This is a genomic window from Paraburkholderia sp. DHOC27 (assembly GCF_003429005.1).
Lineage (GTDB): Bacteria > Pseudomonadota > Gammaproteobacteria > Burkholderiales > Burkholderiaceae > Paraburkholderia.
On record NZ_QVQV01000001.1, the window covers coordinates 112,251 to 138,298 of the forward strand.

The 26,048-nt window shown below is 60.9% G+C and carries 20 protein-coding genes; 10 read left to right on the forward strand and 10 right to left on the reverse strand.

The window, feature by feature from the left end; genetic code table 11:
* Position 1: 1 nt before the first annotated feature.
* Together D0B32_RS00440 and D0B32_RS00445 are read left to right on the forward strand one after the other, a co-directional pair.
* On the forward strand, positions 2-1,003 hold the full coding sequence (locus D0B32_RS00440; RefSeq protein ID WP_117331721.1) for an ABC transporter permease: 1,002 nt from the start codon (positions 2-4) through the stop codon (positions 1,001-1,003).
* Positions 1,004-1,045: 42 nt separating this feature from the next.
* Entirely contained in the window at positions 1,046-2,032 is a 987-nt protein-coding gene (locus tag D0B32_RS00445) for an ABC transporter substrate-binding protein (RefSeq protein WP_117331722.1), read from the forward strand.
* 28 nt (positions 2,033-2,060) lie between these two features.
* Here the strand turns inward: D0B32_RS00445 and D0B32_RS00450 are convergent, their stop codons facing one another.
* The gene (locus tag D0B32_RS00450) at positions 2,061-2,336 is read right to left on the reverse strand and encodes a hypothetical protein (RefSeq protein ID WP_147329458.1); all 276 of its coding nucleotides are present in this window, start codon (positions 2,334-2,336) and stop codon (positions 2,061-2,063) included.
* A 64-nt stretch (positions 2,337-2,400) separates the two neighbouring features.
* Here D0B32_RS00450 and D0B32_RS00455 point away from each other — a divergent pair, with 64 nt between their 5' ends.
* Positions 2,401-2,823, forward strand: a complete 423-nt coding sequence (locus D0B32_RS00455) for a hypothetical protein (RefSeq protein WP_117331724.1) — start codon at positions 2,401-2,403, stop codon at positions 2,821-2,823.
* A gap of 34 nt (positions 2,824-2,857) precedes the next feature.
* Here the strand turns inward: D0B32_RS00455 and D0B32_RS00460 are convergent, their stop codons facing one another.
* Positions 2,858-5,818, reverse strand: coding sequence for a winged helix-turn-helix domain-containing protein (locus D0B32_RS00460; protein ID WP_117331725.1), 2,961 nt, complete (start codon positions 5,816-5,818; stop codon positions 2,858-2,860).
* A gap of 879 nt (positions 5,819-6,697) precedes the next feature.
* On the opposite strand from D0B32_RS00460, the gene D0B32_RS00465 reads away from it, so the two are divergent.
* Entirely contained in the window at positions 6,698-8,575 is a 1,878-nt protein-coding gene (locus D0B32_RS00465; RefSeq protein ID WP_117331726.1) for a tetratricopeptide repeat protein, read from the forward strand.
* A gap of 169 nt (positions 8,576-8,744) precedes the next feature.
* Here the strand turns inward: D0B32_RS00465 and D0B32_RS00470 are convergent, their stop codons facing one another.
* On the reverse strand, positions 8,745-9,896 hold the full coding sequence (locus tag D0B32_RS00470; protein ID WP_117331727.1) for a hypothetical protein: 1,152 nt from the start codon (positions 9,894-9,896) through the stop codon (positions 8,745-8,747).
* 245 nt (positions 9,897-10,141) lie between these two features.
* Between D0B32_RS00470 and D0B32_RS00475 the strand changes: the two genes are divergently transcribed.
* The 4 genes from D0B32_RS00475 (at position 10,142) to D0B32_RS00490 (ending at position 16,932) form a co-directional block, all read left to right on the forward strand.
* The gene (locus D0B32_RS00475) at positions 10,142-12,271 is read left to right on the forward strand and encodes a tetratricopeptide repeat protein (protein ID WP_117331728.1); all 2,130 of its coding nucleotides are present in this window, start codon (positions 10,142-10,144) and stop codon (positions 12,269-12,271) included.
* Positions 12,272-12,503: 232 nt separating this feature from the next.
* Positions 12,504-13,847, forward strand: coding sequence for a hypothetical protein (locus tag D0B32_RS00480; protein WP_147329459.1), 1,344 nt, complete (start codon positions 12,504-12,506; stop codon positions 13,845-13,847).
* Positions 13,848-13,910: 63 nt separating this feature from the next.
* Positions 13,911-15,497, forward strand: a complete 1,587-nt coding sequence (locus tag D0B32_RS00485) for an inorganic phosphate transporter (protein ID WP_117331730.1) — start codon at positions 13,911-13,913, stop codon at positions 15,495-15,497.
* 235 nt (positions 15,498-15,732) lie between these two features.
* Complete coding sequence (locus D0B32_RS00490; protein WP_117331731.1) at positions 15,733-16,932, forward strand: porin; 1,200 nt, start codon at positions 15,733-15,735, stop codon at positions 16,930-16,932.
* A 212-nt stretch (positions 16,933-17,144) separates the two neighbouring features.
* Here D0B32_RS00490 and D0B32_RS00495 read toward each other — a convergent pair whose 3' ends face one another.
* The 6 genes from D0B32_RS00495 to D0B32_RS00520 all read right to left on the reverse strand — a co-directional run bounded on the left by D0B32_RS00495 (position 17,145) and on the right by D0B32_RS00520 (position 22,219).
* Positions 17,145-17,537: a VOC family protein gene (locus D0B32_RS00495; RefSeq protein ID WP_117331732.1), complete on the reverse strand. Its 393-nt coding sequence runs from the start codon at positions 17,535-17,537 to the stop codon at positions 17,145-17,147.
* A 36-nt stretch (positions 17,538-17,573) separates the two neighbouring features.
* A complete protein-coding gene (locus tag D0B32_RS00500; RefSeq protein ID WP_117331733.1) occupies positions 17,574-18,785 on the reverse strand; it encodes a PDZ domain-containing protein in 1,212 nt (403 codons plus the stop codon).
* A gap of 106 nt (positions 18,786-18,891) precedes the next feature.
* A complete protein-coding gene (locus tag D0B32_RS00505) occupies positions 18,892-19,587 on the reverse strand; it encodes a hypothetical protein (RefSeq protein WP_117331734.1) in 696 nt (231 codons plus the stop codon).
* A 106-nt stretch (positions 19,588-19,693) separates the two neighbouring features.
* Positions 19,694-20,557 (reverse strand): class I SAM-dependent methyltransferase, encoded by an 864-nt coding sequence (locus tag D0B32_RS00510; RefSeq protein ID WP_259294838.1) that lies wholly within the window; start codon positions 20,555-20,557, stop codon positions 19,694-19,696.
* A gap of 120 nt (positions 20,558-20,677) precedes the next feature.
* Positions 20,678-21,022, reverse strand: coding sequence for a hypothetical protein (locus tag D0B32_RS00515; protein ID WP_147329460.1), 345 nt, complete (start codon positions 21,020-21,022; stop codon positions 20,678-20,680).
* 174 nt (positions 21,023-21,196) lie between these two features.
* The gene (locus D0B32_RS00520; protein ID WP_117331736.1) at positions 21,197-22,219 is read right to left on the reverse strand and encodes an aldo/keto reductase; all 1,023 of its coding nucleotides are present in this window, start codon (positions 22,217-22,219) and stop codon (positions 21,197-21,199) included.
* A gap of 99 nt (positions 22,220-22,318) precedes the next feature.
* Here D0B32_RS00520 and D0B32_RS00525 point away from each other — a divergent pair, with 99 nt between their 5' ends.
* Both D0B32_RS00525 and D0B32_RS00530 read left to right on the forward strand, forming a co-directional pair.
* On the forward strand, positions 22,319-23,266 hold the full coding sequence (locus D0B32_RS00525) for a LysR family transcriptional regulator (protein ID WP_117331737.1): 948 nt from the start codon (positions 22,319-22,321) through the stop codon (positions 23,264-23,266).
* A 504-nt stretch (positions 23,267-23,770) separates the two neighbouring features.
* Positions 23,771-24,577, forward strand: coding sequence for a transglutaminase family protein (locus tag D0B32_RS00530; protein ID WP_117331738.1), 807 nt, complete (start codon positions 23,771-23,773; stop codon positions 24,575-24,577).
* Between the two features lie 26 nt (positions 24,578-24,603).
* Here the strand turns inward: D0B32_RS00530 and D0B32_RS00535 are convergent, their stop codons facing one another.
* Positions 24,604-25,869, reverse strand: a complete 1,266-nt coding sequence (locus D0B32_RS00535; RefSeq protein ID WP_117331739.1) for a phthiocerol/phthiodiolone dimycocerosyl transferase family protein — start codon at positions 25,867-25,869, stop codon at positions 24,604-24,606.
* Between the last annotated feature and the right edge of the window lie 179 nt (positions 25,870-26,048).

The following is a 26,048-nucleotide window of genomic DNA, read 5'->3' on the forward strand; positions in this document are numbered from 1 at the left end:
CATGATGCCGGCGCAACCTCCCATTCTCGTCAAGGGCGGACGACGCGTCGCTTTGCCGAGCGCGGCGATGAGCATCTTCCTGATCCTGCTCGCCATCGTGGCCGTGTTTGCGACGTTCCGCTTCGAGAGTTTCGCGAGCGTCGCGAACCTGAAGAACATCTGCACGGCTGCGTCGATCCTGCTCGTGATGGCGGTTGGCGCGACCTTCGTCATCGTCACGGCCGGTGTGGATCTGTCGGTGGGCTCCGTGCTGGTGTTCTCCGGCGTGGTCGCCGACAAGGTGATGGCCGCGGCGGGCGGCCAGGGCTGGGGCGTGGTGCTACTCGGCTTTGTCGCTGCCGCTGTGTGCGGCGCGCTGTGGGGCACCATCAACGGTACGCTGATCGCCAAAGCGCGCGTGCCGCCGCTCATCACGACGCTCGGCACGCTCGGCGCGGCGCAAGGACTCGCGCTGATCATCAGCGAAGGCGTCGATCTGAAGGACGTGCCCGACGTGCTCGGCGATACCCTGGGCATCGGCGATTTTCTCGGCGTGCCGTGGCTCGTGATCATTGCGCTGGTGGTGGCATTGGTGGGCGGCGCGGCGCTCACGTTGACGCGGTTCGGCCGCCACACCTTTGCGATTGGCTCGAACCCGAATGCGTCGCGTGAAATGGGCATCGACGTCACGCGTCATCTGATCATCGTGTATGCGCTTGCGGGACTGCTTGCCGGCGTGGCCGGCTTGCTGTCGCTGGCACGGTACGGATCGACCACGATCTCCGGGCATACCACCGACAATCTGAGCGTCGTCGCCGCCGTGGTGATTGGCGGCACGAGCCTGTTTGGTGGGGCGGGTGGCGTATTCGGCACCGCGATTGGCGTACTGATTCCCGCTGTGCTCGACAACGGTCTGGTGATGCTCGGACTGGAGTCGTTCTGGCGCGATGTGATTGTCGGCGTCGTGCTGATCGGGGCAGTGTATCTCGACCAGCTAGGACGGCGGGCGCGCGCAGGTAGATAGTTTGCTTACCTAAACAAATATCTCAAGACACTGGAGACAGTCATGAAAAAGAACGCGCTCAAGGCGATGTGCGCTGCTCTCGCTGGCACCGTCATCGTGGCTGGCAGCCTGCTGCCGGCACCAACCGCGCAGGCGGCCAAATCCTATACGATCGCCTTCATTCCAGGGGTGGCGGGTGACGCCTACTATGGCTCGCTCGGCTGCGGCATCCAGGCGGTGGCCGCGCAGCAAGGCGCGAAAGTGGTCACCCAGGCGCCACGCAGCTTCGACCCGGTTGCACAGATTCCGATTCTCAACGCAGTGGTGGCGCAGCATCCCGATGCGATCGTGATTGCACCCACCGATTCGAAAGCGCTGATCGCACCGTTGCGTGCGGCCGCCGCGGCAGGCATCAAGATCGTACTCGCGGACACCACGCTCGACGACACCTCGTTCGCCGCCGCCGAGGTCTCCGCGGACAACAAGGAAGCGGGCGCGGTGGCCGGCCGCGCGCTGGCCGATCTGCTGCATGGCCGCAGCGGTTCGGTAATCACGGTCAATCTCTCGCCGGGCGTGACCACGACCGACGCGCGTGAAGTCGGCTTCGCGGACGTGATGAAAGCGACCAAAGGTATCGAGTATCTGCCTCAGCAGTTCTCCAACAACAGCGTGCAGAAGGCGGACCAGATCGTCTCGTCGACGGCGCTGGCCAAGCCAAACCTGGTCGGGGTGTTTTCGACGGCGGCGTTCAATACCGAAGGCACGGTGGCCGCGCTGCGGGCGACCGGTAAAACGAAGGATGTGATCGTGGTCGGATTCGACGCGAATCCGCCGGGTATCGACCAGTTGCGCAAAGGCACCGTCGCCGCGCAGGTGGTGCTCAAGCCCTACGACGAAGGACGCGACGCCGCCGAACAGGCGCTCAATGCGCTGAACGGGCGCGCGGTCACGAAGAAAACCCTCACCACATCGGTCGTGGCGACGCGCGAGAATCTCGATCAACCGGACGTGAAGCGCTATATCTATAGCTTCGAATGCCCGGCTTCCTGATGCCGCAATGCGGGTGGGACGCGCTCGCTCAAGCCGAGGTCGAGACGAGGCCCGTGGTCTGCCCGCTTGCGAGCATCAGTTGAACGAGTTCGGCTTGGGTCGTTTCGATCTCCCCTTCGATGCGGGCCGCCGCGCTGGCATTTTGATTGCCGGCGCTGCCGCCTTGGGACGACTGGGCAGCGGAAGAGCCCGCACTGGCGGAATGGCCGGCGCCATTCGAACCGCTCGTGCCGCTAACGGCGTTGGCCCCTGTCTGATTCGAAGCCGAACCTGAAGTGCCCGACGAACCGCCTTGCCCGCTCACCGAGGCCAACTCGGCCTTGAGGGCTTGAATTCGCGCTTTCAGCTCGTCAATCTCCGAGGTCGTCGTGGAACTCGAGGTGGACGAACTGCTGCCGCCTCCTCCACCACCACCGCCGCCGCCGCCGCCCTTGCCGCTCGCGCTGCTTGAAGTCGTGGAGGATGTGGAGGACGTGGTCGAACCCGATGAGGACGTGGAACCGCTGGACGACGTGCCGGAAGATCCGTTAGACGATGTGCTGGATGACGCGCCGCCGGACGCGGTGTTCGTCGTCGACGTGCCTGTATCGACACCGCTGTTGGCAGAATTCGACGCGACCGTGCTGCTCGTCCCGAGTGCTGCCGTCGCAGCAGAAGTGGTGGACTGTATCTGCATGAGCCTTGAGTTCAACGCGAAACGATGCGACGCGGCGGCGCGGGGCAATGCGCGCCAGCGTCGCAGGAAAATACCCGAAAGCTGCCCAATACAGGTTAACGGCAGCGGTGTTTGATTTCTTTAGCGGACCGCTGCAGTTGATCGCGACGCTACGAGTCAGTCGTGCGCAGGCCGATCTGGAAACTATCGAGCAACGCTCGCGCCTGTTGCAGATCGGCGGTGGCAAACCCCTCCGTGAATTTATCGTAGGCCGCTACGAGCACGGACTCGGCCTGCGCGGTTTCACCCTGCCGGTGTTTCAGACGGGCCATGCTCATTGCCGCGCGCAGCTCGAGGAACAGCGCACCTTGCTGTTGCGCGCTTTCGAGCGCCTGCCAATACAGCGCTTCGGACTCGCCCAGCGGATCGAGTCCGCTCGCCCCGGCAAGAATGTCGCCCTTGATCCGCAATAGCTCTGCGATGCACCACAGTTCGTCGTGCGCCTTCGACCAGGCGAGGGCTTCCTCGATCGTCGTCAACGCTTCCCTCTCTCGTCCAAAGCCGAGCAAACCCTGCGCGTAGAGGCCGGCGAACATGGAGTAACGCATGCCGATATGCTCGCGCCGGAGTTGCTCCAGCGCATCGGAGAGGATGGCAAGGCCGGCCGGATCCTGTTTCTTCAGCAGCACCGCGCCATGCAAGCCACGCGTCATGGCGTCGAACAGAATCAGATCGTTGCTGGCCACGCTGTCCTGCAACGTGATCATGGCCTCCTGCGCCGCATCGAGATCGCCTGCGTAAAGCGCCAGCGGGATGAAGGCAAACACCAGCACGTAACCAACGGTCAGCGTATGCCCTCCCGCCTGCGCATCGTCGCGCGCTCTTTGTGCCTCTGCGCGCGCACGCTCGGGAAAGCCCTGAAACCATAAAACGCTGGCCATCAACGAGCGCGTGCCCTCGAGTCCCCTCACATGGTTATCCGACAGGGGCGACCGGTGGCTGGGCGCGGCATACCATTCGAGCACCGCTTCCACGAGGCGCCGGGCCTCGGCCTGCCGGCCCATGTGATGCCAGGCAAACGCCGTGATCCGGCTGCCCTCCGAGATCGACACTTCGTTGTGCGTGGCCTGCGCGATGGCACGGAATTTCCGCAGCAACTCGTCCGCTTCACCGTGCCGTCCCGCATAGACCAGACCACAACACCCGGCAAACATCGAACGTAGTTGGTATTCCTTATCATCCAGACGTTCGGCGATGGCAAACGCATTGGTCCACGCAGAATCGACTTGCGAGACCATCCCACGCGTGTACAGCGCGGAGGCTGCCAGCGCCGTGTAGAGTTTCATGCGCTGGGTATCGAATGCAGACACCGGCAGCGCGGATAGCGGCGTGCACGTGCCGCCCTCCGCGCGCTGGAGAGCGTATTCGACGCGGCTACGGCACTCTTCCAGCGAGGAGAGCCGGACCCAAGCGGGTATTGCGGAGACAGTGAGCGCAATGCCGAGCGCGGCGTCGCCTTGCGTGGAGAACGCCCAGTTCAGGGCGGCGCGCACATCGTCGAGGGTGGGCTTATGGTCTTCCAGCCAGCGTGCGTCGGGCGGCCGGCTCCAGCATTCTTCCGTACGCGCATAGACGTCGAGGAAATGCACGGCATGGCAACGCGCTACGGTGTCCCATTCGCCTGCCTCGACGAGCTTGCGCCTCGCGTAATCGCGGGTGGTATCGAGCAGACGATATCGCATCGAATCCGACGCCGCGTTGGCGGACAGCATCGACTTGGCCACGAGGCTCGCGACGGCGTCGATCGCCCTGGCATAAGGCAGGGTGTCATCTCCCCCCACCGCTGCCGCCGAACCCAGCGAAAAGACCCCCGGAAATATACCGAGCCGGCGCAGCACGACGCGCTCGACTTCGGGCAACAACTGATGGCTCCAGTCGAGCGTGGCGAGCAAGGTCTTCTGGCGCTCGGGTGCGGTGCGGCTGCCTTGCGCGAGCGTGGCAAAGCGGTCGTCGAGGAGGTGGAGCAACTCTTGCACGCCGAACGCGTCCAGCCGCGTGGCCGCCAGCTCGATGGCCAGCGCAATCCCATCGAGGCGCCGGCAAATCTGCGCAACGGCGGGCGCGGCTTCGTCAGTGAGCGTGAACGCGCCGCTTGCGGCCGTGGCACGTTCCACGAACAGTTCGACGGCGGAATACTGGAGCGCTTCGTCCACGGTGAGACGCGCGGAATCGGGCGGCGTTTCGAGCGGTTCCAGACGGTAGACGTGCTCCCCTACCACCTGCAGCGGCTCGCGGCTCGTGCCGAGCACATGCATTTGCGGCGCCGCCGCCGTGATCTGCTCGGCGAGAATCGCGACGGCCTCGATCACATGCTCGCAACTATCGAGTATCACCAGCTGCGGCCGATTCCGCAGACGGAAGTAATTGGCCAGCGCCCGTGGTATGTCGTCGGAGTGGACGGCGAGGCCCACTGCATTGGCCACCGCGTGAGGCACGAAACCCGGCGCGGAGAGCCGGGACAGATTCACGAACCAGACGTCGTGCTCGCCCGCCTCGACCATTTCGTGCGCGACCGCCAGCGCGACGGTGGTTTTGCCGATGCCACCGGGGCCTGTTACCGTCAGCAGCCGCACGCGCGCGAGGCGGCTCAGCAGATCGCGAATGGCCTCGGTTCGTCCGATGGGCCGCACGAGAGCAGCGGGAACATTGTGTGCGACACGGAGGTGCGTATCCAGTGGTGCCCCGGCAAGCGGCATCGTTTCGTGCTCGACGGGAGCAACGAACCGGTAGCCACGGCCTACGACTGTTGCCACGAAGCGCTGAGTCTGCGGCCCTTCACCGAGCGCTTTGCGCAGCGCGGCGATGTGCACCTTGAGATTGCTTTCCTCCACCACGCTGCGCGGCCAGGCGCGCGCCATCAGCTCTTTCTTGGTGATGAGTTCGCCGCGCCGCTCGACCAGCGCTGTCAGCAAATCGAGCGCGCGGCCGCCGATTACTACCCGTGAGTCTCCGTCGAGCAAGGTTTGCTGCGATGGGATCAGGCGAAACGAGCCGAACAGATACGCTATCCCGTTCGCGTTGCGTGGGTCCGGTTCAGTGGTCGGATCGTGACTGGCCGGCGGTGGTTGCATGGTCGAGTGGTCAGGTTTTAGCCTTTTGTAAGTCTACCTGTGTTTTGTAGTGCTATCTGGATTTGGTTTGTCGTCGTTTTTTTTATCCTTCTCTGTTTGGTCTTTCTCTTTCTGGCCTTTACTTTTGGCCTTTCCTTGATTTCTTATTGGTCTATTTGTGTTGCCCCTGTGCGGGGCGGCACCTACTTTTCTTTGCCGCCGCAAAGAAAAGTAGGCAAAAGAAAGCGGGCTCACACCGCCAGCTTGTAGGTGTCCACCACTCGCCTCATATCGAGGTGGTCCGAGACGAGACGCGCTCTCGCATCTTCCCTCTTCGTGACACAGCAGTCATCCGCTCCGCGTCGCGCTGCGCGCTCCGTCGTTGGGTTCATCGCCCTTTTGCTAACTCCGCTTGCGGTACTCATCGCTTCTACACTGCCTTGTGCAAGCAGAATCTGATCCACTTGCCGCCAAACACTAATGCTCGGATTGAAGCTTGAACAGGCTCGTTATTTAATTTAGGCGCGCTTAGTTGTTTGCGATTGAAACGTGTTGCTGTTTCCTACGACGCGGGTAACTCGCCTCTCATACAAAGCAGCCTCATCTGGTACATCCCCGTTTTCAAAATAACTACGCTTTGTGATGAACGCCTTCGCGTCCCAGTGCGTGTAAGCGTTCGTTTCGAATACCAAACGTATAAGCAGGGGTACCCAGAATATGAACAATGAGAGACTTAGTAGCCTTACGCAACCGTCAGCCCGTCCACAGACATTGCTGAAGCCACAATCGTGGCGACATATACACAGTAAGTCATCCTGAATCAGCCTTCGCTCCTGTCATCCCTGTGGACCGCGCAGGAGCGCCAATCGTGTTGCACCATCAACTGACAGGCAAAGAAAAATGGCTCAGGATTCACACGACGAACGCGTTGCACCCGGCGCACAAACAATCCTTCATCCCTCTTGCACGACTCGACCCGTTGGAGACCTGGACATAAGCGATATCGTCGCAAGTGCCGATGCGGAATTTGGGGTTCGTCGTCTGGAAAAAGCCGTAGAGCTTTATCAGATCGTGCTGCGCAACTGCCCTGATCATTCGCACGCTTTACACCGCCTGGCACTCGCGGCTGTACATGGAAACAGGTTCGATGAGGCACAGACTTACATTGAGTCGGCACTGCGAGTCGCACCCGATAATGCAGAACTGTGGGAACACGCAGGATTGATTGCGGCAAGCAGAGGCGCATATGGGCGTGCAGAGATCTGCTATCAACGGGCCATTCGCATTGCTGGTGGCACAGTCACGCTGCACAGGAATCTGGGTGATTGTCTTCTCCTGTCTGGCCGGTCGCTCGAAGCCAGGGAGCAATACCTGAGAGTGATTGCACTCGAACCGCAGCTGCATCATGCAAATCGCGCGCTGGCTCAAATTTGTGAGCAGTTTGGCGATAACGTCGGTTCGGCAAACTATTGGGATCACGCATGGAAACTCAATCCAGCGGACCCGCTAGACGGAATCTCTCTGATCACGGCTCTCGCAAAAGTCGGTCGTAGCAAACGGCTTGAGGAAGTCGTTGACGAAATGAAGCGGCGGTTTGCGGATAACGTGCCTGCATTGGAGAGACTAGCGTTTGTGTTGTACAAACATTATCTGCATACCGAAGCGCTGGATGTGATACGTCATGGGCTCATCGTCGCGCCGAGGTCGGCGCCGTTACATCACTACGCAGCACTCACGCTTGGCGTCTGTGGAAGAGCGGAGGAAAGCCTGTCGCACAGCATGGAAGCCGTCCGGCTCTGGCCGGAAAATCTGGAAATGCAATATCACCTTGCCGGGTTGGAGCTTGCGCGCGGTGAATTCAAGGAAGGATGGAAACGGCACAAGGCAATCTATGCACTGCCAAACCCTGAATTGGTGATACCGCTCGGCATACAGGAATGGAACGGCGAACCTCTCGAAGGGTGCGAAATTCTGCTGGTCGGTGAACAGGGTGATGGCGACAAGATTCAATGCATCAGGTTCGCGGAGTGGCTATCCGCGCAGGGTGCCAGGATAGATCTGCTCGTGACAGGCCGACTTGCGGGAATCTTCGCATCCATGAAGTGCATCAGGGCAGTCTATTCGTCCACGGCGCCAGCGGGGCAATACGACTACTGGACCTACCTGATGAAGATACCGGAGTACATGGGACTCGAGGTGTCGATGTTGCCGGCTGTCACGATTCCGTACCTCTTCCCGACACCGGAGAAGGTGCACCACTGGCGCAGTCGCCTTGATTCGATGTCAACGCCTCCGGGCAATGTGAAAGGCCTTCGCATCGGCGTGGCGTGGGCGGGAAGAGCGCGTTACATCTGGGACCGATTCAGGTCAATTCAACTGGACTTGTTCAAGCCTCTGTTCTCGTCACCTGAGACGTCGTGGTATTCAGTGCAGAAAGGTCCGCGTGAGACCGAATCTGAAGCGCTTGCGAACGAGTTCGATATCCATACCCTGGGTCCGTTGATAGACGACTTCATGGATACGCTCGCCATCCTCGAAACGCTTGACCTTTTGATTACCGTTGATACGTCTGTTGCGCACCTCGCGGGTGCGGCTGGGCGTCCCGTATGGGTTCTCGTCCCTGCCTATGCCCAGTGGCGATGGCTCGGCGACCGGACCGACACGCCCTGGTATCCCTCGATGCGTGTGTTCCGCCAGCGAGAACTGGACCACTGGGAGCCAGTGATCGAGGAAGTGCGACAAGCCTTGCTAGAAATCAGGTACGAAGGAAATTCGTAGAAGTCGGAGTGCCTTGTCCATTTTGAGGTGAATTCACCGGCTTCTTGGGGGTGCGCTGCGGTCTGTAAGTCGTGCAAGCAAATGCGCGACGCTAGTGAAGCCGTGGGAAAAGAGGTTTGCTGGCTGACTCAGGAAGCCTCTTTCTCACGCGCTTTTTTTCGAGTACCCGTCACGCGGATACATGCAGAGGTTGCGACATCATGCTCGCGATCGTGCCGTCAGGGCGTCTGAAAATCGTCGTGCCATGTCCCGTTGCATCCAGTTGTTGCACGGACAACACTTGCGAAAATCCCACGCTCACCGATTGCAGCGTAGCCGCTGTCTGCGCTACGCCGCCCGTCGATGCACCTTCATTCGTCTGACTCGCGGCTTGACTCATACGCTTGAGGGCATCCTGCGTGTCGGCGTCACCGTAGAGCCTCGGATGCTTCGAATTCGCGTTCAACCAGTCGAACAGGTTGTAGTTCGCATTCCCTGAGCTATTGGATGCTGCGTTTTCACTGCCACGCTGTGAATCGTATTCCACCGCTGTGTTGCCGCTCGCGGTACTCATCGCCTCTACACTGCCCTGCGCATCGAAGGAGGATGCCTGTTGCGACATCACATACGAATACGCCATCGTCTCGGACAAAGGCGAATCAGCGCTCGAGGTATCCGCACCATTCAATCCATTCGGCGCGCCGGCAACATAAGCCGCGCTATCAACGGAAGGTGCCCCCTGACCGTCCCCGCCCATGTTCGCGGCCAGGAGCCCGTACGTCGAGCCGCTTTGCTCCGTGAGCGATACGCTGAGCTGCCCCGTCTCCAGATCGAGGCCGATCGACACTGACCCCGAACGCTCGCTCACCGCCACGGCGCTCGTTAAGCTGGACTGTCCCGCATAGACCTCGGCCGACGATGCGCTCGCGGTCGTCGTGTCTTGGAACGCCGCCGAGAGGTTGATGTCCCCACCCGCGGCAAGCTGCCCGGCGAGGCCGCTGACGCTCGCAGCCGCCTGTTGCGCGCTAAAGCCGTTGGCCTGCAGGAAGGCGCTCAGCGCTGACGTGAGTTGCTGGTTGGCGCCGTCTGTCATTTCACGGTAGCCCGTGGTGGGGTCGACCGTGGTCGTGGATTGCAGCATTTGCGCGAGCGTCAGCGCAAGTTGCCCGGCGGCGGTGTTGGCCGTCGCGGAGCCCAGTTTGGCATCCAGCGACACCGAGGCCTGTTCGACGACTGCCTGTTCGACATCGCCACCCGCGCGGGTCACAGTCCCCGACTGCGTACCGGCGTTCGTCGCGGAGAGCACCGTCGCGCTCAGTTGACTGCTGATGGTATTGGCCATTGGGATTGAATCAACATCCTGTATCGTCGAATTGATCGAGTTGATCGCTGTATTCACAAGAACGCCGGGTTTCCTCGACGCTTCAGCGAGGCCCACGTGTATATCGGAAGAAACTGGCCATTTCTTTAGCGCAGAGATCCCGCATTCCCCAATCCCTGGAATTCGCATCAGTAGCGGGTCAGGTAATATGCCTACCTGCGCTGAAGAGCGCCGCAGCACTCTCCTACGACGACCACCCTCGCACCATGCCCCACGCGTCCAAGCATGCGCTTGCAGTTGAAAGCCGCAATCAACGAGCGGTGTCGCTCTATGCGGAAGGTAAATTTGCTGACGCGTTGGCAATGATCGCGCCCACGCTACAGTCAAGCACGGAAGCGGCGCACGCGTTGAAGGCCGATGCATTGAACATTGCGGCGACCTGCTCGCTGCGTCTGAACCGGGTAGCGGACGCAGAAAACTACTGGCGACAGTGCATCGAAACACAGCCCGATTTTGCACCGGCCTATGACGGTCTCGGCATGCTGTACAAGTCGCTCAAGCGCCTGCCAGAGGCAGTGACGGTCTACCGTACGTTGCAAACGCTGCGCCCCGGCATGGCGGAAGTTCATAACAACCTCGGCACCCTGCTTCACGATCTGCGCCGGTTGCCCGACGCGGAGGCGGCGTACCGGCAGGCACTCGCGCTTCGTCCCGACTACGCGCAGGCCTACTTCAATCTCGGTCTCGTGCTGCACGATCTGCGCCGTTTGCACGACGCCGAAACTGCATACCGTGCTGCGCTGGCGGCACACCCGGACTACGCGGAAGCCCACAACAACCTGGGCAACGTATTGAAGGAACAGGGACGTCTCGCGGAAGCGGACGCCGCCTACCGGCAAGCGTTGCTGATCAAGCCGCATTACCCTGCCGCCCTCAACAACCTGGGCACGCTCCTTGAGGCGAGCAACCGGCTCACCGAAGCCGAACTCGCGTTTCGGCTCGCCGTCACCGTGCAATCCGATTACGTGGAGGCGCACGCCAACCTGGGCGCGTTGCTAGTCAAGCTCAAACGGTTGCCCGAAGCGGAAACCGCGTTGCGTCAGGCCATATCGCATCGGCCTGGCTTTGGCGAGGCTTACTACAGCCTCGGCAATGTATTGCATGCCCAGGGCCGACTGCCTGAAGCCGAAGCGGCGTATCGGCAAGCCATCGCACTGCGCCCCGATCTCGCGGAAGCGCATCACAACCTCGGCGTCATGCTCGCCGCGCTCGACCGGCTACGCGAGGCTGTCGCGTGCGTTCAGCAGGCGCTGCGCCTACGCGCCGGTTACGCTGAAGCGCACTACAACCTTGGCAACATCCTCAAGCGCCTCGACCGTCTGCCGGAAGCCGAAGCCGCCTTTAGAAGCGCCCTCGCGTTGCGTCCCGACTATGCCGACGCCCATTTTTATCTGGCCACATTGCTGCTTGCCACCGGCCAGTTTGCAGAAGGATGGCAACGCTACGAGTCGCGCTACGAGCATCCCGGTTTCGCGCATCACAATTCGCGAACCCTGCTGCATTGTCCGCAATGGCAAGGCGAGCCGCTGACAGGACGCTCGTTACTGGTCTGGCAGGAAGACGGACTCGGCGACATGATTCAATTCAGCCGTTATCTCGCACTGCTCAAGGCGCGGGGAGCCGCCACCATCACGCTCGCCTGCGCGCCGGTCTTGCGCAAGCTGATGACCGGCGTGGATGGCGTCGATCGTATCGTGGACCCGCACACGGCGCTCTCGCAAGCTGCGCAATACGACTGCTGGACGAGCCTGATGAGCGCGCCGTGGCATGCACGCACCACGCTCGCAACCATTCCCGCCGCCACGCGTTTCGTGCTCGATCCGGGCAGCGTCGAACGCTGGCGGGCAAGGCTGGATACGCTGCCCGCTGGCCGCAAGATCGGCCTCGTGTGGAAAGGCAATCCGCAGCATCACAACGACGCGCATCGGTCACTGCCTTCGCTCGCGACGCTGGCTTCGCTCTGGACGCTGCCGGAGGTGAACTTCGTGAGTCTCCAGAAAGGCCCCGCAGAAAGCGAGGCGCACGACGCGCCCGCGAGTTTGCCGCTTCTGCACCTCGGCTCGGACGTGCAAGACCTCGCCGACAGCGCCGCCATCATCAGCCAGCTCGATCTGGTGGTGTGCGTAGACACGTCGGTCGCGCATCTCGCTGCTTCGCTGCGTCGGCCATGCTGGATATTGCTGCCGGCAACAGCCGTGGACTGGCGATGGCTGCACGGCAGAGACGACTCGCCGTGGTATCCGGATACCGTACGGCTGTTTCGACAAGCCGCGGGCGAGCCGTGGACTGCCGTGGTCGAGAGAGTGCGGCGCGCGTATATCGAGCAGTTTGTTTAAGGCGCGCAGCGCAGCGAGTCATTGCATGCCGATAGCCCGCACTTAATGGGCTGCTTCAATCACCATACGTGGTTGACGTTTCCAGAAAACCGGCAATACTTCGAAACACTGCACTCCCGATTTTTCTTTAATTCAATGTTCCCTACGCTTTGCGTCGACCGTCGACGCAATGGCGTGGTGCGTCTGTGCCTCACCTCCGCATGGCACACATTCGAATCCGGAGAGTCCTGTCATGAACTTCTCGCACACGCTTATCGGGCTCACCCTTTGCGCTGGGCTGGCATTCGCAACGCCCCTCACCCACGCACAGACGTCTCCCTCTTCCGACACGCGAGCAGGCTGCGTTTATCGTGGCCCCAATGGCTTGCAGTTTCTGGACCGCACGCAACGAACGCGCGCGCAACTCACGGCGGATCTTCAGGAGGCCTATTCCGCCGGTGCAAGTCTGAGTGACCCCTGCCTTTCCGGACAGGTCGCCGCCATGCCGGCGAGCGCCTATGCTGCACTGGCAAGCCAGTATCCGAAGAGCTATCAACCGTTGCCGCCTTCCACAGCAAACCTGTCCGCCGCGGCACTCGTCTCTGGCAGCGCCACCGCAGCGCTTGGGGCTTCTTTCGCGGTCAAATTCAGTTTCACGAATCTGGACAACCTGGTTCCAGCGGGATTTCTCCCGTTCTTTTCGCCACTCGGGCCAACGCTGGATGGCCGCGTCTTCGGCACGGCCTATGACAGCAACGCCAACGGCTATGTCTCGGTGTACCAGGGCGGCACCATCAAGGCACTGGCAGCGGGCTATGCGAACGTGGTCTCGCATCTTGGCCTGGTGGGCGGCTATGTCATCACGGACCCGGTCAATTACTATCAGCAGGCAGCCGTGTTCGTCGGCAATAACGTGCAACTGATTCCGCGCGTGCAGGGCGAGGTCAGCAGTTTTGTGCAGGCCATCAACGACTTTGGTCTGTTGATCGTGGCATCCATTGATGCCAGCGGCAACGAGACCCACTACCTTTACCGCAATGGTAAAGCCAGCGTCATCAAGATCAGCGTAAGTGGTTTGCAAACCGTGCTGACCGGCATGAACGATTCTGGCGTGATAGTCGGATACGAAATACTGCCTGGCTTCCAGTATCTGGCATTCAAATACGTAAGCGCGACGGGCACGACCACCCCCCTTCCACCGCTGCCTACCGAACCCAATTCGTGGGCGTTGGGTATCAACGAACTGGGCGACGTGGTCGGCTATTCGTTCGTCTCTGGAGGGATAGAGCGCGTCGGGCTCTGGCAGGGCAATAGCAGCTTCACGCCCTACTTCGTGGAAGGCACGCCCGCCGTGCCAACCGTCAGCAACTCACTGCTCGTGAACGATCTTCGGCAGATCGTGATAACGTTCACGAACGACGGCCAAAGCTACCTCGTGCCGCAAAAAGGCGTGCGGGTAGCGCTGGTGAACACCATTGCCTATGACCCCAGCGTCAACGGCACGCCGTCGTACATTTTCGGCCTTAGCGATTTCGACGTGTTTTCCGGCACGACGTCCCTGGGCATTGATTTCGTCGCAGCACCCAGGCTGCCGTAGCCCACTCTGATTTGCCGAGGCATCGCCACTGTGGACTGGTTTTCCGCGCCGACGGAGCTCGCCATGCCGGACATCGCTTCCTCTGAGGTGGGCCTCACGAACCGGCGCAGCCGCCAGCTCGGCTTTGCGGTTTTCTTTGCCATCCTCGCGTGCGGAGCCGTGTATGTTGCGGCGCATCTGGCCGCTGACCTCCGGCCCGTCCGGCAGGCTTCCATCCTGCCTTACCTGCTGCTTGGCGTGGCGCTGCTGATCGCCCTCGGATTCGAGTTCGTGAATGGCTTTCACGACACCTCGAACGCCGTCGCCACGGTCATTTATACAAACTCGCTCGATCCCCATCTCGCCGTGATCTGGTCAGGGATCTGGAATTTCCTCGGCGTGCTCGTTTCGACGGGGGCGGTTGCTTTCGGCATCCTGCAACTGCTGCCCGTCGAACTCATTCTGAAGGTTGGGCAAAGCGCGGGCTTTGCGATGGTGTTCGCGTTGCTCGTCGCGGCCATCGTATGGAATCTTGGCACGTGGTATCTGGGCTTGCCGTCGTCGAGTTCGCACACGCTGATCGGCTCGATCATCGGCGTGGGGCTGGCCAACGAATTGATGCAGGGGCCATCGGGCACGAGCGGCGTGGATTGGGATCAGGCGCTCGGTGTGGGCAAAGCGTTACTGTTTTCCCCCATCGTCGGCTTCGTTCTTTCGGCGCTATTGCTCCTCATATTGAAAGCGGTCGTGCACATTCCGCAGCTTTATAAAGAGCCAAATGGCGAAGCGCCGCCGCCATTGTGGATTCGGGCCCTGCTGATCTTGACCTGCACCGGCGTGTCGTTTGCACACGGCTCGAACGACGGCCAGAAAGGCATGGGGCTCATCATGCTGATCCTGATCGGCACCGTGCCCACGGTGTACGCACTGAATCGGACCGTGACGCCTGCGGAAACGCAGGCATTTGTCGCTATCGCACGCAACGCATCCAGCGCGCTCGCCCGCTACACCGGCGACGTAGCGCCGCCTGCCGACGCCCGCTTGGCGCTCGAAGCCTATATTGGCACGCGTCATTTAAAACCGGACACGCTGCCGGCCCTCAAGCAGATCACCGACACGATTGCCGATCAGGTGGCGCAGTCGGGTTCCATTGCGAACCTGCCGCAAGATCTCGTGGATAACGTGCGCAACAACATGTATGTGGCTTCTGAAGCGCTGCAACTGATCGAGAAAACGAAGGCCATCAAGTTCGCACCGGATGACGCAACCGCCATCGACGCATACAGAAAACAGATGGACCACGCCACCCGCTTCATCCCGTCATGGGTGAAAGTCGCCGTTGCGATGGCATTGGGACTCGGAACGATGGTGGGATGGAAACGCATCGTGGTGACCGTGGGCGAGAAGATCGGCAAGCAACATCTCACCTACGGACAGGGTGCCGCGGCCGAAACGGTGGCCATGCTCACGATTGGTGCAGCGGACGTCTGGGGTCTGCCCGTTTCGACGACGCACGTGCTTGCCTCCGGCATAGCCGGCACGATGGCGGCTAACGGTTCGGGACTGCAATGGAACACCGTACGCAATCTCGTGCTCGCATGGGTGCTGACCTTGCCGGCGTCAATCACGCTCGCGGCCGTTCTGTACTGGATATTTCATCAGATGTTCTAAGCAACGTGGCGTTCGCGCAACGCCCGCCACGGCGTAAACAAAATTAAAACGCTGCGAGCCGCCCTGCGCGCACCACCGGGCCCGTGAAATTTTTATGACGTGGCCAACGCTTTTTCCGCAAAGGCAATCCTTCGGACCGTGGCGTATTCTGGCGTTCCCCTTCCCCGTACCCCGCCCGTTTAAATTACACCAATTGCCGCGTGGTATTGAATCTGTCCCATCACGGAGAGATCTCATGAAATGTCCGCGTATTGCTCTCGCCGCGTCGCTACTGGTCGCCAGCGCCGCGCATGCCCAAAGCAGCGTCACGCTGTTCGGTTTGATCGACACCAGTCTTCTCTATACCAACAATGCCCGTAGCAATGCAGCCAAGCCGTCAGCGGGCGGCGGCACGCAATGGCAGGAGTTTGCCGGCAGCGTCTATACGCCGCGTTGGGGCCTGCGTGGCAGCGAAGATCTCGGCGGTGGCTTGAGCGCCGTGTTCTGGTTGGAAAACGGTTTCAACTCCACGAACGGCACGTTCAAGAACGGCGGCGATCTGTTCGGCCGGCAGGCGTGGGTTGGCTTGAGCGCAAGCCAATACGGCACAGTGACCTTGGGGCGGCAATATGATTTCATGGTGACCTACCTCGCGCCGCTCAGCGCGACAGGGTCCGGCTTTGGCGGCAACCTGGCGGATCACCCGTACGACAACGACAACCTGAACAACGACATGCGGATGAACAACTCCGTGAAGTTCGCCAGCGTCGCGTTCGACGGCCTGAAGGTGGGCGCCTTGTACGCCTTCTCGAATCAGGCCGGCCAGGTGTCCAACAACAATGCCTATAGCGCGGGCCTCGCCTATACGTACGGCCCGATCAATCTCGCGGCTTCCTACCTGCAGATCAACCGCGACGCAAACGCACAGAACGCAACCGGCGCGGTGAGCACCGGCGACGGCGACGCGCTGACGGTAGGCGGCCTGCAACGGATGTTCGGCGTGGGCGCGCAGTATATGTTCGGCAAGTCGTCCGTTGGCCTGCTCTGGACCCACAGTTCCACCGAGAGTCCGTCGAGTCTCTGGTTCGGCGGCAGTACCGCCAACGGCGCGCTGCCCGGACCTTCGAACGGGGCAGGCAACTACATCAAGTTCGACAACTTTGAAGTCAACGGCCGCTACTTTCTGCAAACCAACCTGAGTCTGGGTGCTTCCTACACCTACACGATGGCCTCGTTCGATTCGGCAACCGGCAATGCGTCCCCGCACTGGAATCAGGTGATGGCGCAGGCCGATTACCTGCTTTCAGCGCGCACGGACGTTTACCTCGAAGGGGTCTATCAGCGCGTGGGGGGCGGCAATAACATTTCAGCGTTCGATGCGGGTGTCTATACCTTGAACCCGGCTACCGGAAATCAGCAGGTGGTCGTAGCGGTTGGGCTTAAGCATAAGTTTTAGAGGGAGTGACGGTCGCCTGCGGTGTGCAATGCCGGCAGGCGACCGGCTATTTCTTTGGAACCAATGTCATGTGCTCGCGCTCGACGCCGCCTCGCTCAGTGTGGGCAGATTCGGCAAACAGCTTGCGTACGAGATAGATCACCGCGAAACCCATCAGCAATCCTGACAATGTATCGCACAGGTAGTGTGCTTCCTGGGTTGGGTGGTTTTATCTATTTCGACTGGCGACGAAAGCTCCGGCTGGAGATTGAAATGGAATTGCCGTCAGGGTCTTTGGCGTTGGCAAAGCTGTAACCATCGGCTTGATGGGACGCGCCAAATTCGAGTCCGTCTTTCGCACATTGCTCCTTGAAGCCCTCGACGTCCTCAACATCGAAGACCAGTTTCACCAGCACCTGTCCGCTCTTTTGTCCTTTTGCGGCCTGGTGAACCATCATAATGGCGCCACCCTGCGGCGATATCAGCTCGGCTATTCTCCCGTCGGCATCCCATTGACATGCGAAGCCAAAATGGCGCACATAGAACGCGCAGGTCTTTTGCATATCTCTGGCATAGAGAAGTATCCGGTTCAGTGCCGGTCGCGTCTCTTTCCCGCTGTCGTCCATATACGCCCCTCTTTGTATGTTCTATGGTTTGCGCGGCTACTGCGAGATCAGATCCTGAAGCACCATCTGGGTTGATTGCACGCCGCTCGCCCGGCTGACGACGACAGGCACACTCGCCACGCGCGGCGCTTCGAGCATCTCGCGTATCGTGAACAGGCTTTGCGCGTCGGCGGGAAGCGCGCCGACTTTCGTCACAATGTCACCGACCTGGATACCGGCCTTTGCTGCGGGTCCGTTGGCCGTTACATCCACCACGCGCAGCCCTTGCTGTTCGGATAGCCCTAGCCACATGCCACTTCGATCGTAGCGATCCGGCGCATCGAAGCCGGCATTCTTCGAAAGCCACATGACGTGGCGCCCATAATCGAAGGACACCGTGAATCGCTTCAGGATGCCCATTCCAATACTGCCTGCACGGTCGCCTCGGGTGAAAGCGCCCGCCTTCTGAAGCGACAGGCGCGTCACCGGCGCGGGTACTGGCAGGTCGCCCATTGAAAACCGTGCAGGGCGACCGACGATGCCACGAATCGGGCCGCCACCGCCATATCCCGTCATCGCCTCGACGGTCTTGCCCATTTGCGTGTCCAGATGGTGCGCGCGCCAGAAAGCACCGAACAGCGTCAGACTGAAACGGTCGCCGGTATCAATCTGGAACGACGCGCTTATGCCATCAACCGAAGCTTCCACGACGGGCATGGCGTTCTCGTCCAGCGAGAAAGGCATTGCGATCGCATTTGCCGCGGGCTTGAAGTGATTGCGATCCTGAATCGTGATCTGCCTGCGGGCGGCGTCTAACGTCAACACGTACTTCTGGAAAAGCTCCGTGCCCAGCACGCCGTCGAAATGCTGAAAGCCAATCACGCGGGCAAGTTTGACCGTGTCCATTGCGGGAACATCCACGGCGCCGATGGAGAACGAACCCACAGCCACATCGTTCAGATGTACGTTGTCAAAGGACAGTTGCTGCTCGCCGGTTCCCGTTCCGGTGCCGGCGCTGGTGGGGACCAGCTTCAACTTCTCCGCGAGAGCCGTGCTGATGGTCGAACTCGACGAGCCGGTATCCAGAATGAAAGAGAATGGGCCCTGTGCATCGACCTGCACGCTAACAAAGGGGCGGTTGTCGATGATCGAAAGGGGAAACGTTTGACGCGCGAGATCATCAGGGGTCCGCGCGAAACCGGTCGCCGAACTGGAAACATAGGCACACACGCAAAGCAATGCCAGCAAGCTGTATCGTACGAAACGCATTCTTGTTCTCCCCCTGCTCGACCATTATCAGCGTGTCCCTTTCCAGCACCCTGCTCATTATTATCGCGCAACCATGCCCATGGACAGCGCCGCACGTAAGCGCCGATTACGGCAACGGATGGGCGGCGCCCGCTGCGGACAACAGCGAAACGGCAACCTGATCAGGCATGCCGTTGGCGTCGATCGCCCCCGCTGCTGCCAGCGCGCTGAGATCGCTGGCGACACCCGCTTGCCCGAGCGCGAACGATGTCGTCAGAAACGCGGGTGTGCTCAGCGTGAGCGTGTAATGCTGCTGCAGATTCGTCACGACGGCTGCTTGCGCGGCCTGCACGTCCGACTGATTCGACAGCACCTGCTGGAACTGCGCGTTGGTCTGGAAGCTGGCGATCAAACCATTCTCGTTGGTGCCGAGTTGCGAGGCGAGGTAGACCATCATCAACTCGGTCTCGGGCGTCGTGTTGAAAGTACCTCCGGCGTAGGCCAGCGAATGCAGGCTCGTGCTGCCGGAGGTCACGGTGAGAAGGCACGGCGGTGTTGCGTTGAGCGCGATCGTGTAGTGCCCGCCGCTGTCGGACACGGCCGTGCCCGAGCCCTGCACGCAACTGACGCCAACCGTTGCGTTGGCAAGTGCACTGCCGGTGGCGGCCGTGCCGGACAGAGAGACGTTGGGCGGCACGCCTCCGCCGCCGCAACTGTCGAGGCCGATGCAGGAGTTGCCACCACAGGCTGCCAGCGTGACGAGGGTCGCCGCACAACAGGCAGCGCGCACAGGACGAACCCAACACGCGAAGTGCGCGTTCATGATTGCCCCCGTTGAGGGATCAGGATGGGGAAGTCGGCTCCAGCCAACAGACCGACGCCAGCGGCTATTCTAGCGCCCCATTCATGAAGAGGGTGCCCCCGCCCGGTCAGGCCGCCCGCGCCGTAATGAGACGCTGGCTCCATCCTGTGCGGATTCGCCCGTCGTCGTCCTGCACAGCAGCGAGCGCAGGCAGCAGCCTCTCGCGGAGCATGCCTCGGCCCTTGGGTGACAAGCGGTCGACATCGTACGTCGTGGACAGCGATTCCCAGAACTCTTCGGGTGTGGGATGCCAGCTCACGTCGACATCCTGGCATCCAACGTCGCAAAACGCTTGCGCAAGCAGCGATCGCCACCCTGCTTCGGATTGCATCCTCAGGTCTCCGAAACGAACATGCGCGCCTTCTTCATGGACGACAGGCCGAAGCACGTCGAGATAGACCTGCTTGACGGGACCGGATAGAAACGCCCGTCCGACGATGAAGGCCAGGGTTCCGCCGGGCCTTAGAACGCGGTGAATCTCCGAGAAAACCCGATCTATGTCGTCCATGAGCATCAGCGCCATATGGCTTAGCACATAGTCGACGCTGCCTGTTTCCAACGACAACGCTTGCGCGCGCTCTTTAAGCAACGACACGTGGCCAGGTAATTTCGCTCTGGCCGCGTCGAGTTCGCCCTGGCTCATATCGACACCGACTAGCTTGAGATCGGCGTCTGCCCTGGCAGAGAGCAACGCGAGAAGCGGACCGTCACCGCAGGCGAGATCCACCACCGTCAGCGCACCACGATGCGCCGGAATCAGCGAGGCCAGCAGGTGATACGACGATGCGTAGGTCGTGCCGTCTGTCGTAGCAGGAAGGCCGCCAAAGGCCGCGGTCGTGGAGCCTGCGGTGCGTTGATGGAAGTCCTGCAAGTAGCGTTCGGCGGCTGAAGGTTCGTTCAAGGGAATCGCCCGGCAAGTAGGAAAGGTCACTACTATAGATTGCCGCGGGCATGCTGTGACACATCGTGGCACGCCGACGTACAACCCCCGACGTACAACCCGTTAGCGCAATAGCGAATACGGTTCGAACAGTGCGACATCCCAATTCGCTCAAATGCCCCCCGGCGTCTGTGAGCAGATCAAGACGGCTTGCCGCATGAGAGCATGCTTCGTCGGGTCCTGAAACATTTGCGCGACCGACAGGCCAGCATTGCTCGCCACTTCCTGCAAGCACTGCGGGTTGTTCAGGCGCACCACAGCAGGCGAAATAGTCGCGGCAAGTGCGAATCCCGCGACCACGATGAAACCCGCAGTCACGACGATTGCAATGCCCAGGCGAACGTGGCTGGCGAAAGCGCCCCGCTGCCCCATTGGCGAGTGAGAAATTCCAGGCTGCTGACTCCGCACTGAGTTCATGATCGACGCCGCTCCACACAAGTTAATGAACAACGGCATTGTGCGTGCGCAGAGTTAGCTAAAAATGATGAACGCGGGAGCTTCGTTGGTCCTCGATCAGGCGCTCTGAAATCAATGCACACGCGCCACATGTTGCGTTTTACGGAACACGTGGCGCGTGGTGCGTGCCGGGAGGAATCTAGACCAGAACCGGGATCAGGACCCGGCTAATGCTTAAGCCTGATCGATTGGCAATGGCGCGTTAGCAGCGACGAGCTGTTGCTCGCGCATGTCGTGCCAGAAGTCAGCGGGAATGGCTTCCTTCGCGGCGGCCTGATCTTCCGCGATGCGCTCGGGACGGCTCGCCCCCGGAATCACCGCGGCAACCGCCGGATTCGCCAGCACGAACTGCAAGGCAGCCGCTTTCACGCTCACGCCATGACGTGCGGCGAGCGTCTTGATGCGTTCCACCCTGGCGATAATTTCCGGCGACGCCTTCTGATATTCGAAATTCGGACCGCCTGCCAGCACCCCCGAACTGTACGGGCCGCCCGCCACGATCTCCACCTTGCTGGCCGCCGCTGCCGGCATCAAGCGCTGTAGCGCACGGTCGTGATCCAGAAGCGAGTAACGGCCTGCCAGCAGGAAACCATCCGGTTGCGATTCCGCCAGATCGAGCGTCAATTCGCACGGCTCGACACGGTTCACGCCGAGGCCCCATGCCTTGATCACACCTTCGTCGCGCAAACGGGTCAACGCACGGAATGCGCCCTTACGCGCGGTTTCGAAGACCGCGAGCCAGTCGTCGCCGTAGAAATCCTGCGCCACGTCGTGCACCCACACGATCTCCACGTGATCGGTCTTCATGCGCTTGAGCGAATCTTCGATGGAACGCAGCGTAGCGTCGGCCGAGTAGTCGTTGACGATCTTGTTCGGACGGCCGAACGCGAACACGCCACCCTTCTCGCCCAGATCACGCGCGCTCACGTCCTCGGTCTCGTCGAGAATCACGCGTCCCACCTTCGTGCTCAGCACATACTCGTCGCGCCTGTATTGCGCGAGGACTTCGCCAAGACGGATTTCGGCGAGACCCGCGCCATAAAAGGGCGCTGTGTCGAAGTAGCGCACACCCGACTGCCATGCGGCTTCCACCGTCGCCACCGCCTCGTCTTCGGGGATATTGCGGAACATATTGCCCAGCGGCGCCGTACCAAATCCCAGAGCCGTACCGGCAGGCAATTTATCCTTGATGCTCATTCGCTTGCTCCATTGCTTGAAAAGTGGACGCCAGTCTAGGTTGGCAAGTTAAGTCTGTCCAAGACATAATATGGAACAACTGAGTCCTTGCAGGTCTTAATGCTAGACATACGCCAATTGCACTATTTCGTAGCGGTCGCGGAAGACGAACACGTCGGGCGCGCCGCTGAACGACTGCATATTTCGCAGTCGCCGCTGAGCCGCCAGATCGCGCAGCTCGAAGAAAAGCTCGGCCTGACGCTGTTCGAGCGTACGCAGCAGCGCATTCGGCTGACCACGGACGGCCGCACCTTCCTCGAAGAAACCAAGGCATTCCTCACGCACGCGAACCGCCTTGAATCGATGGCCCGTCGTCTTGGTCGCGGAGATGAAGGCGGTCTGTGCATCGGTTATCTGGAGAACGCCATGCACTCGGGTGTGCTGCCCAGCGCGTTGCGCACATTGCAGGAAGACCGGCCCGATGTTCATATCGCGCTCTACAGCTATCGCTCGGCAGAGCAACTCATCGGTCTGCGTCAACGCAGTCTCGACATCGCACTGGTCTGCGAACCGCCTGCTGTCGACGATGCGGAACTCGCCTGCGCCCAGGTGCTCGACGATCCGATGTTGCTGGCCATCCCCGCGCGGCACCCACTCGCCAACGCCAGGCGTTTCAGCACCGACGATCTCTCGAAGCAGAAGTGGATCGGCGTCATGCACAAGGAAGGCCCGCTGCGTCACGACAACTTCATCGCGGCCTGCGCCAAAGCGGGGTTCACGCCCAACATCGCACTGGAAGCGACCGAGCCGCTCGCGGCATTGGGGCTCGTCGCCGCGGGGCTCGGTTTGACGATGGTGCAGCGAAGCCTTCGACATCAGGCACCCGAAGGTGTCGTGCTGCACGAGCTGTCATGGTTCAGTTATCGCAGTGCATTGTGGGCCGTTTGGCACAGGAGCAATCTGCGTCCGCTAGTCGAGCACTTTCGCACCATGCTGCTAGCTTCGAGTGCCATGCCTGAACGTGCGCCAGCGCGGGCGCGCACTCGCCGGCCAGCAGCAGTGGCGTAACGGATGGCGAGCGCCTGCGTCGATTCGACCAGATCACACAGAGGGCTGCTCATTTCTGCACTCAAATCGGGCATCGGGTGGGTGGCAAGATGGACGCCGTCGCTTGCAACGGGTGCGGTGCGGGCTGCGTCAAGTCCAGCAGACTAGCGGGCGTGTAATCGCCTGACGGCGCACCGGGCAAAGAGAATTTCACTACGAGCGCGCCGCTGATCCAGCAGGATTCTCCAGACAGGCAAGCCCGGCGCTTCGCCTCGCATCGGAATCAGGCACTTCTCAAACCGGCACGCCAGGGCGGGAACATCTGTTGCGGAGTACTGGACAGTGGCGACGTCCACACCGCGAAACACGGAACGAACCCAAGGCACGCGCACGAAAATCGTGCACGCGAATTGTGCTGACGTCGTCGGCCACTTTCGAGTTCTCATTCGCACCGAAACGCAACGCTCGTTTTAACCATTGTGGCGTGATGCATCGGACGACCGGATTGTCTGTACAGGAAGCGCCATGAACCTGCGCGTCGGCTTTGAACTGGTCTTTTCATGCATGCAGCGCACGCCCATGCTGCTGATGCTGAACACCCATGCCTCGCACGCCAACGAGGTGATCGTGCCTGACCGCTTGCGGATCGACCGGCCGCTTCCTCTCGCGCAGTACTACGATTCGTTTGGCAATCTATGCAGCCGCATCGTCACCCCCTCTAACGGCTATCTGACGATCTCCACCGAGGCGCTGCTAAACGTGTCTGAGCGTCCCGAACAGCCCGGCCCAGACAACTACCAGAGCGCGGTCGAGCATCTGCCCGACGAATGCATGCAATTTCTTCTGGGCAGTCGTTACTGCGAAACCGACCTGTTATCAGAGACCGCGTGGGCGATGTTCGGAAACACGCCGCAAGGACGCGCACGTGTGCAGGCAATCTGCGATTACGTCCACCACCATATCGTGTTCGACTACCAGCAGGCGCGCCCTACGCGAACGGCGTTCGAAACGTATCGCGAAGGCGCGGGCGTGTGCCGGGACTATGCTCATCTTGCCATCGCGCTGTGCCGTGCGATGAATATTCCCGCGCGCTATTGCAGCGGTTATATCAGCGATGTCGGTCTGCCGCCGCCCTATGCGCCAATGGATTTCTGCGCATGGTTCGAGGCGTATCTCGGCGATCGCTGGCAGACCTTCGATCCCCGCAACAACGCGCCCCGCACCGGCCGCGTGCTCATGGCGCGCGGTCGCGACGCGGCGGATGTCGCCTTGAGCAATGCGTTCGGTGCAGTGCCGCTCGTGAAGTTCGCTGTGATCTGCGAACCGCAATGACGCTGCGACGATAACGCGCTGGCGATTCATGCCGCGCGGGCCGATACCAGCTTTGCCACCACGCTTTCCGAAAGCGTGTGCATGACGTCAGGATCAATCAGTTCTTCCGCATAGGCGATATTCGCAACCAGTCTGCCGTCATACACGGAGATCGACGCGTTGGGAAAGTTTCTCAGCCCGCACGCATAGTCGAACGCTGTCACTTTCAACTGCTGGGTTAGCCAGCGAAACGTGACCGCCTGCATATCCGACACGTTGAGCGCAATCGGTGGTTGTTGTGGACTCCCGAACGTCTTCGAATACTTCACGTAATCTTGCAGGACAAGGCCGTTGCTGACGCCCGCATGAATTTCGTCGAAGATGTGCCTCGCAATCTCGAACAGCGGGCGGTCGAGATCAGGCACAGGCGTGATATGTCCGGTGATGGCCGAGAACACGAGTTCCGTCGAAACATGCGGCTCGAGCCGGCGGCGCATATCCACGCTCGAGCGCATCAGGATTTGACGCGGCTCTCCTTGCGCCATATCACCAATGGCAAGCGCAAATGCGGCAAGCAGAAGCGAATGCACTGACGAGCCGTGCGCGTGGGCCGCAGCGCTGATCCGCTGCACGTCCGCAGGTTCGATCACCATCCGTTCCAGGCGATACCTGCAAGGCTGGCCAACCAGCGCCGTCCGCTGCGGGATTCTGGCAAATGCACCGGAATAGCTGACTCGAGCGCCGCGCTGGTCCACCGGCAGTGCGGCGAGTGCCCGATTGACCGCCGGATCCACGGGATGCGGAAACGGTTGCCCCTCTAGCGCCGGCGTTATGCCGCGCGCGATGCAGTCGCACAGATACGCAAGGCACGCATGCAGCTCGACCAGCGAGGTGGCGTCGGTAAACGCGTGAGAGCTCAGCATGAAGACGTCGAGACCGTCGTCCGCGGCGAGAACATAGATGCTGAAAACCTTGACCCGCGTATCGAGTTGCGCGTTCAGCAACGTCGCGTAGACGTCCTCGGCGGAATAGGTATGGGCGGGCAACCACGCTTCGACTGCCGAAAAGTCGTCCTCACGCTCCACGATTTGGCCGTCTTCGACCACCGCGCGAAGAATGCCGTAGCGATCTTCCAGATAGGCCACCGCGATGTCGAACTCGTCCCGGCTCACCGCGCCCTCGATATGGCTGCGGCTTACGACGACCGTGCCGGTGCGGATATAGGTCAGCTCCGTCGGGGTGGCTTCGCGATAGGCGCGCCGCGTGAAGTAGCGCGGTCCACCTGAAGTCAGCTGGCAATTTAATGTGTCCATGATCGGCTCCTGAAGGCAATGAAGCGAGGCGGCGTGGGCCACTCGGACAGCGGCGGCGACCTCGATGCAGCGGGTAGGTCATGGATCGTAGCGACCGGGAATTAGCGCAGTGTTAGCAGCCGACGCGGCAAGAAGAAGCCCCGTGGCCCTGTAATTCCCGGCTAATTCTTCATGGCTAA

What these genes read in the sequence shown, in the direction of transcription:
- D0B32_RS00440 (WP_117331721.1), top strand. Translation starts at nt 2, where the DNA reads ATGATGCCGGCGCAACCTCCCATTCTCGTCAAGGGCGGACGACGCGTC.
- D0B32_RS00445 (WP_117331722.1), top strand. Translation starts at nt 1,046, where the DNA reads ATGAAAAAGAACGCGCTCAAGGCGATGTGCGCTGCTCTCGCTGGCACC.
- D0B32_RS00460 (WP_117331725.1), bottom strand. Translation starts at nt 5,818, where the DNA reads ATGCAACCACCGCCGGCCAGTCACGATCCGACCACTGAACCGGACCCA.
- D0B32_RS00465 (WP_117331726.1), top strand. Translation starts at nt 6,698, where the DNA reads ATGGCTCAGGATTCACACGACGAACGCGTTGCACCCGGCGCACAAACA.
- D0B32_RS00470 (WP_117331727.1), bottom strand. Translation starts at nt 9,896, where the DNA reads ATGGCCAATACCATCAGCAGTCAACTGAGCGCGACGGTGCTCTCCGCG.
- D0B32_RS00475 (WP_117331728.1), top strand. Translation starts at nt 10,142, where the DNA reads ATGCCCCACGCGTCCAAGCATGCGCTTGCAGTTGAAAGCCGCAATCAA.
- D0B32_RS00480 (WP_147329459.1), top strand. Translation starts at nt 12,504, where the DNA reads ATGAACTTCTCGCACACGCTTATCGGGCTCACCCTTTGCGCTGGGCTG.
- D0B32_RS00485 (WP_117331730.1), top strand. Translation starts at nt 13,911, where the DNA reads ATGCCGGACATCGCTTCCTCTGAGGTGGGCCTCACGAACCGGCGCAGC.
- D0B32_RS00490 (WP_117331731.1), top strand. Translation starts at nt 15,733, where the DNA reads ATGAAATGTCCGCGTATTGCTCTCGCCGCGTCGCTACTGGTCGCCAGC.
- D0B32_RS00495 (WP_117331732.1), bottom strand. Translation starts at nt 17,537, where the DNA reads ATGGACGACAGCGGGAAAGAGACGCGACCGGCACTGAACCGGATACTT.
- D0B32_RS00500 (WP_117331733.1), bottom strand. Translation starts at nt 18,785, where the DNA reads ATGCGTTTCGTACGATACAGCTTGCTGGCATTGCTTTGCGTGTGTGCC.
- D0B32_RS00505 (WP_117331734.1), bottom strand. Translation starts at nt 19,587, where the DNA reads ATGAACGCGCACTTCGCGTGTTGGGTTCGTCCTGTGCGCGCTGCCTGT.
- D0B32_RS00515 (WP_147329460.1), bottom strand. Translation starts at nt 21,022, where the DNA reads ATGCCGTTGTTCATTAACTTGTGTGGAGCGGCGTCGATCATGAACTCA.
- D0B32_RS00520 (WP_117331736.1), bottom strand. Translation starts at nt 22,219, where the DNA reads ATGAGCATCAAGGATAAATTGCCTGCCGGTACGGCTCTGGGATTTGGT.
- D0B32_RS00525 (WP_117331737.1), top strand. Translation starts at nt 22,319, where the DNA reads ATGCTAGACATACGCCAATTGCACTATTTCGTAGCGGTCGCGGAAGAC.
- D0B32_RS00530 (WP_117331738.1), top strand. Translation starts at nt 23,771, where the DNA reads ATGAACCTGCGCGTCGGCTTTGAACTGGTCTTTTCATGCATGCAGCGC.
- D0B32_RS00535 (WP_117331739.1), bottom strand. Translation starts at nt 25,869, where the DNA reads ATGGACACATTAAATTGCCAGCTGACTTCAGGTGGACCGCGCTACTTC.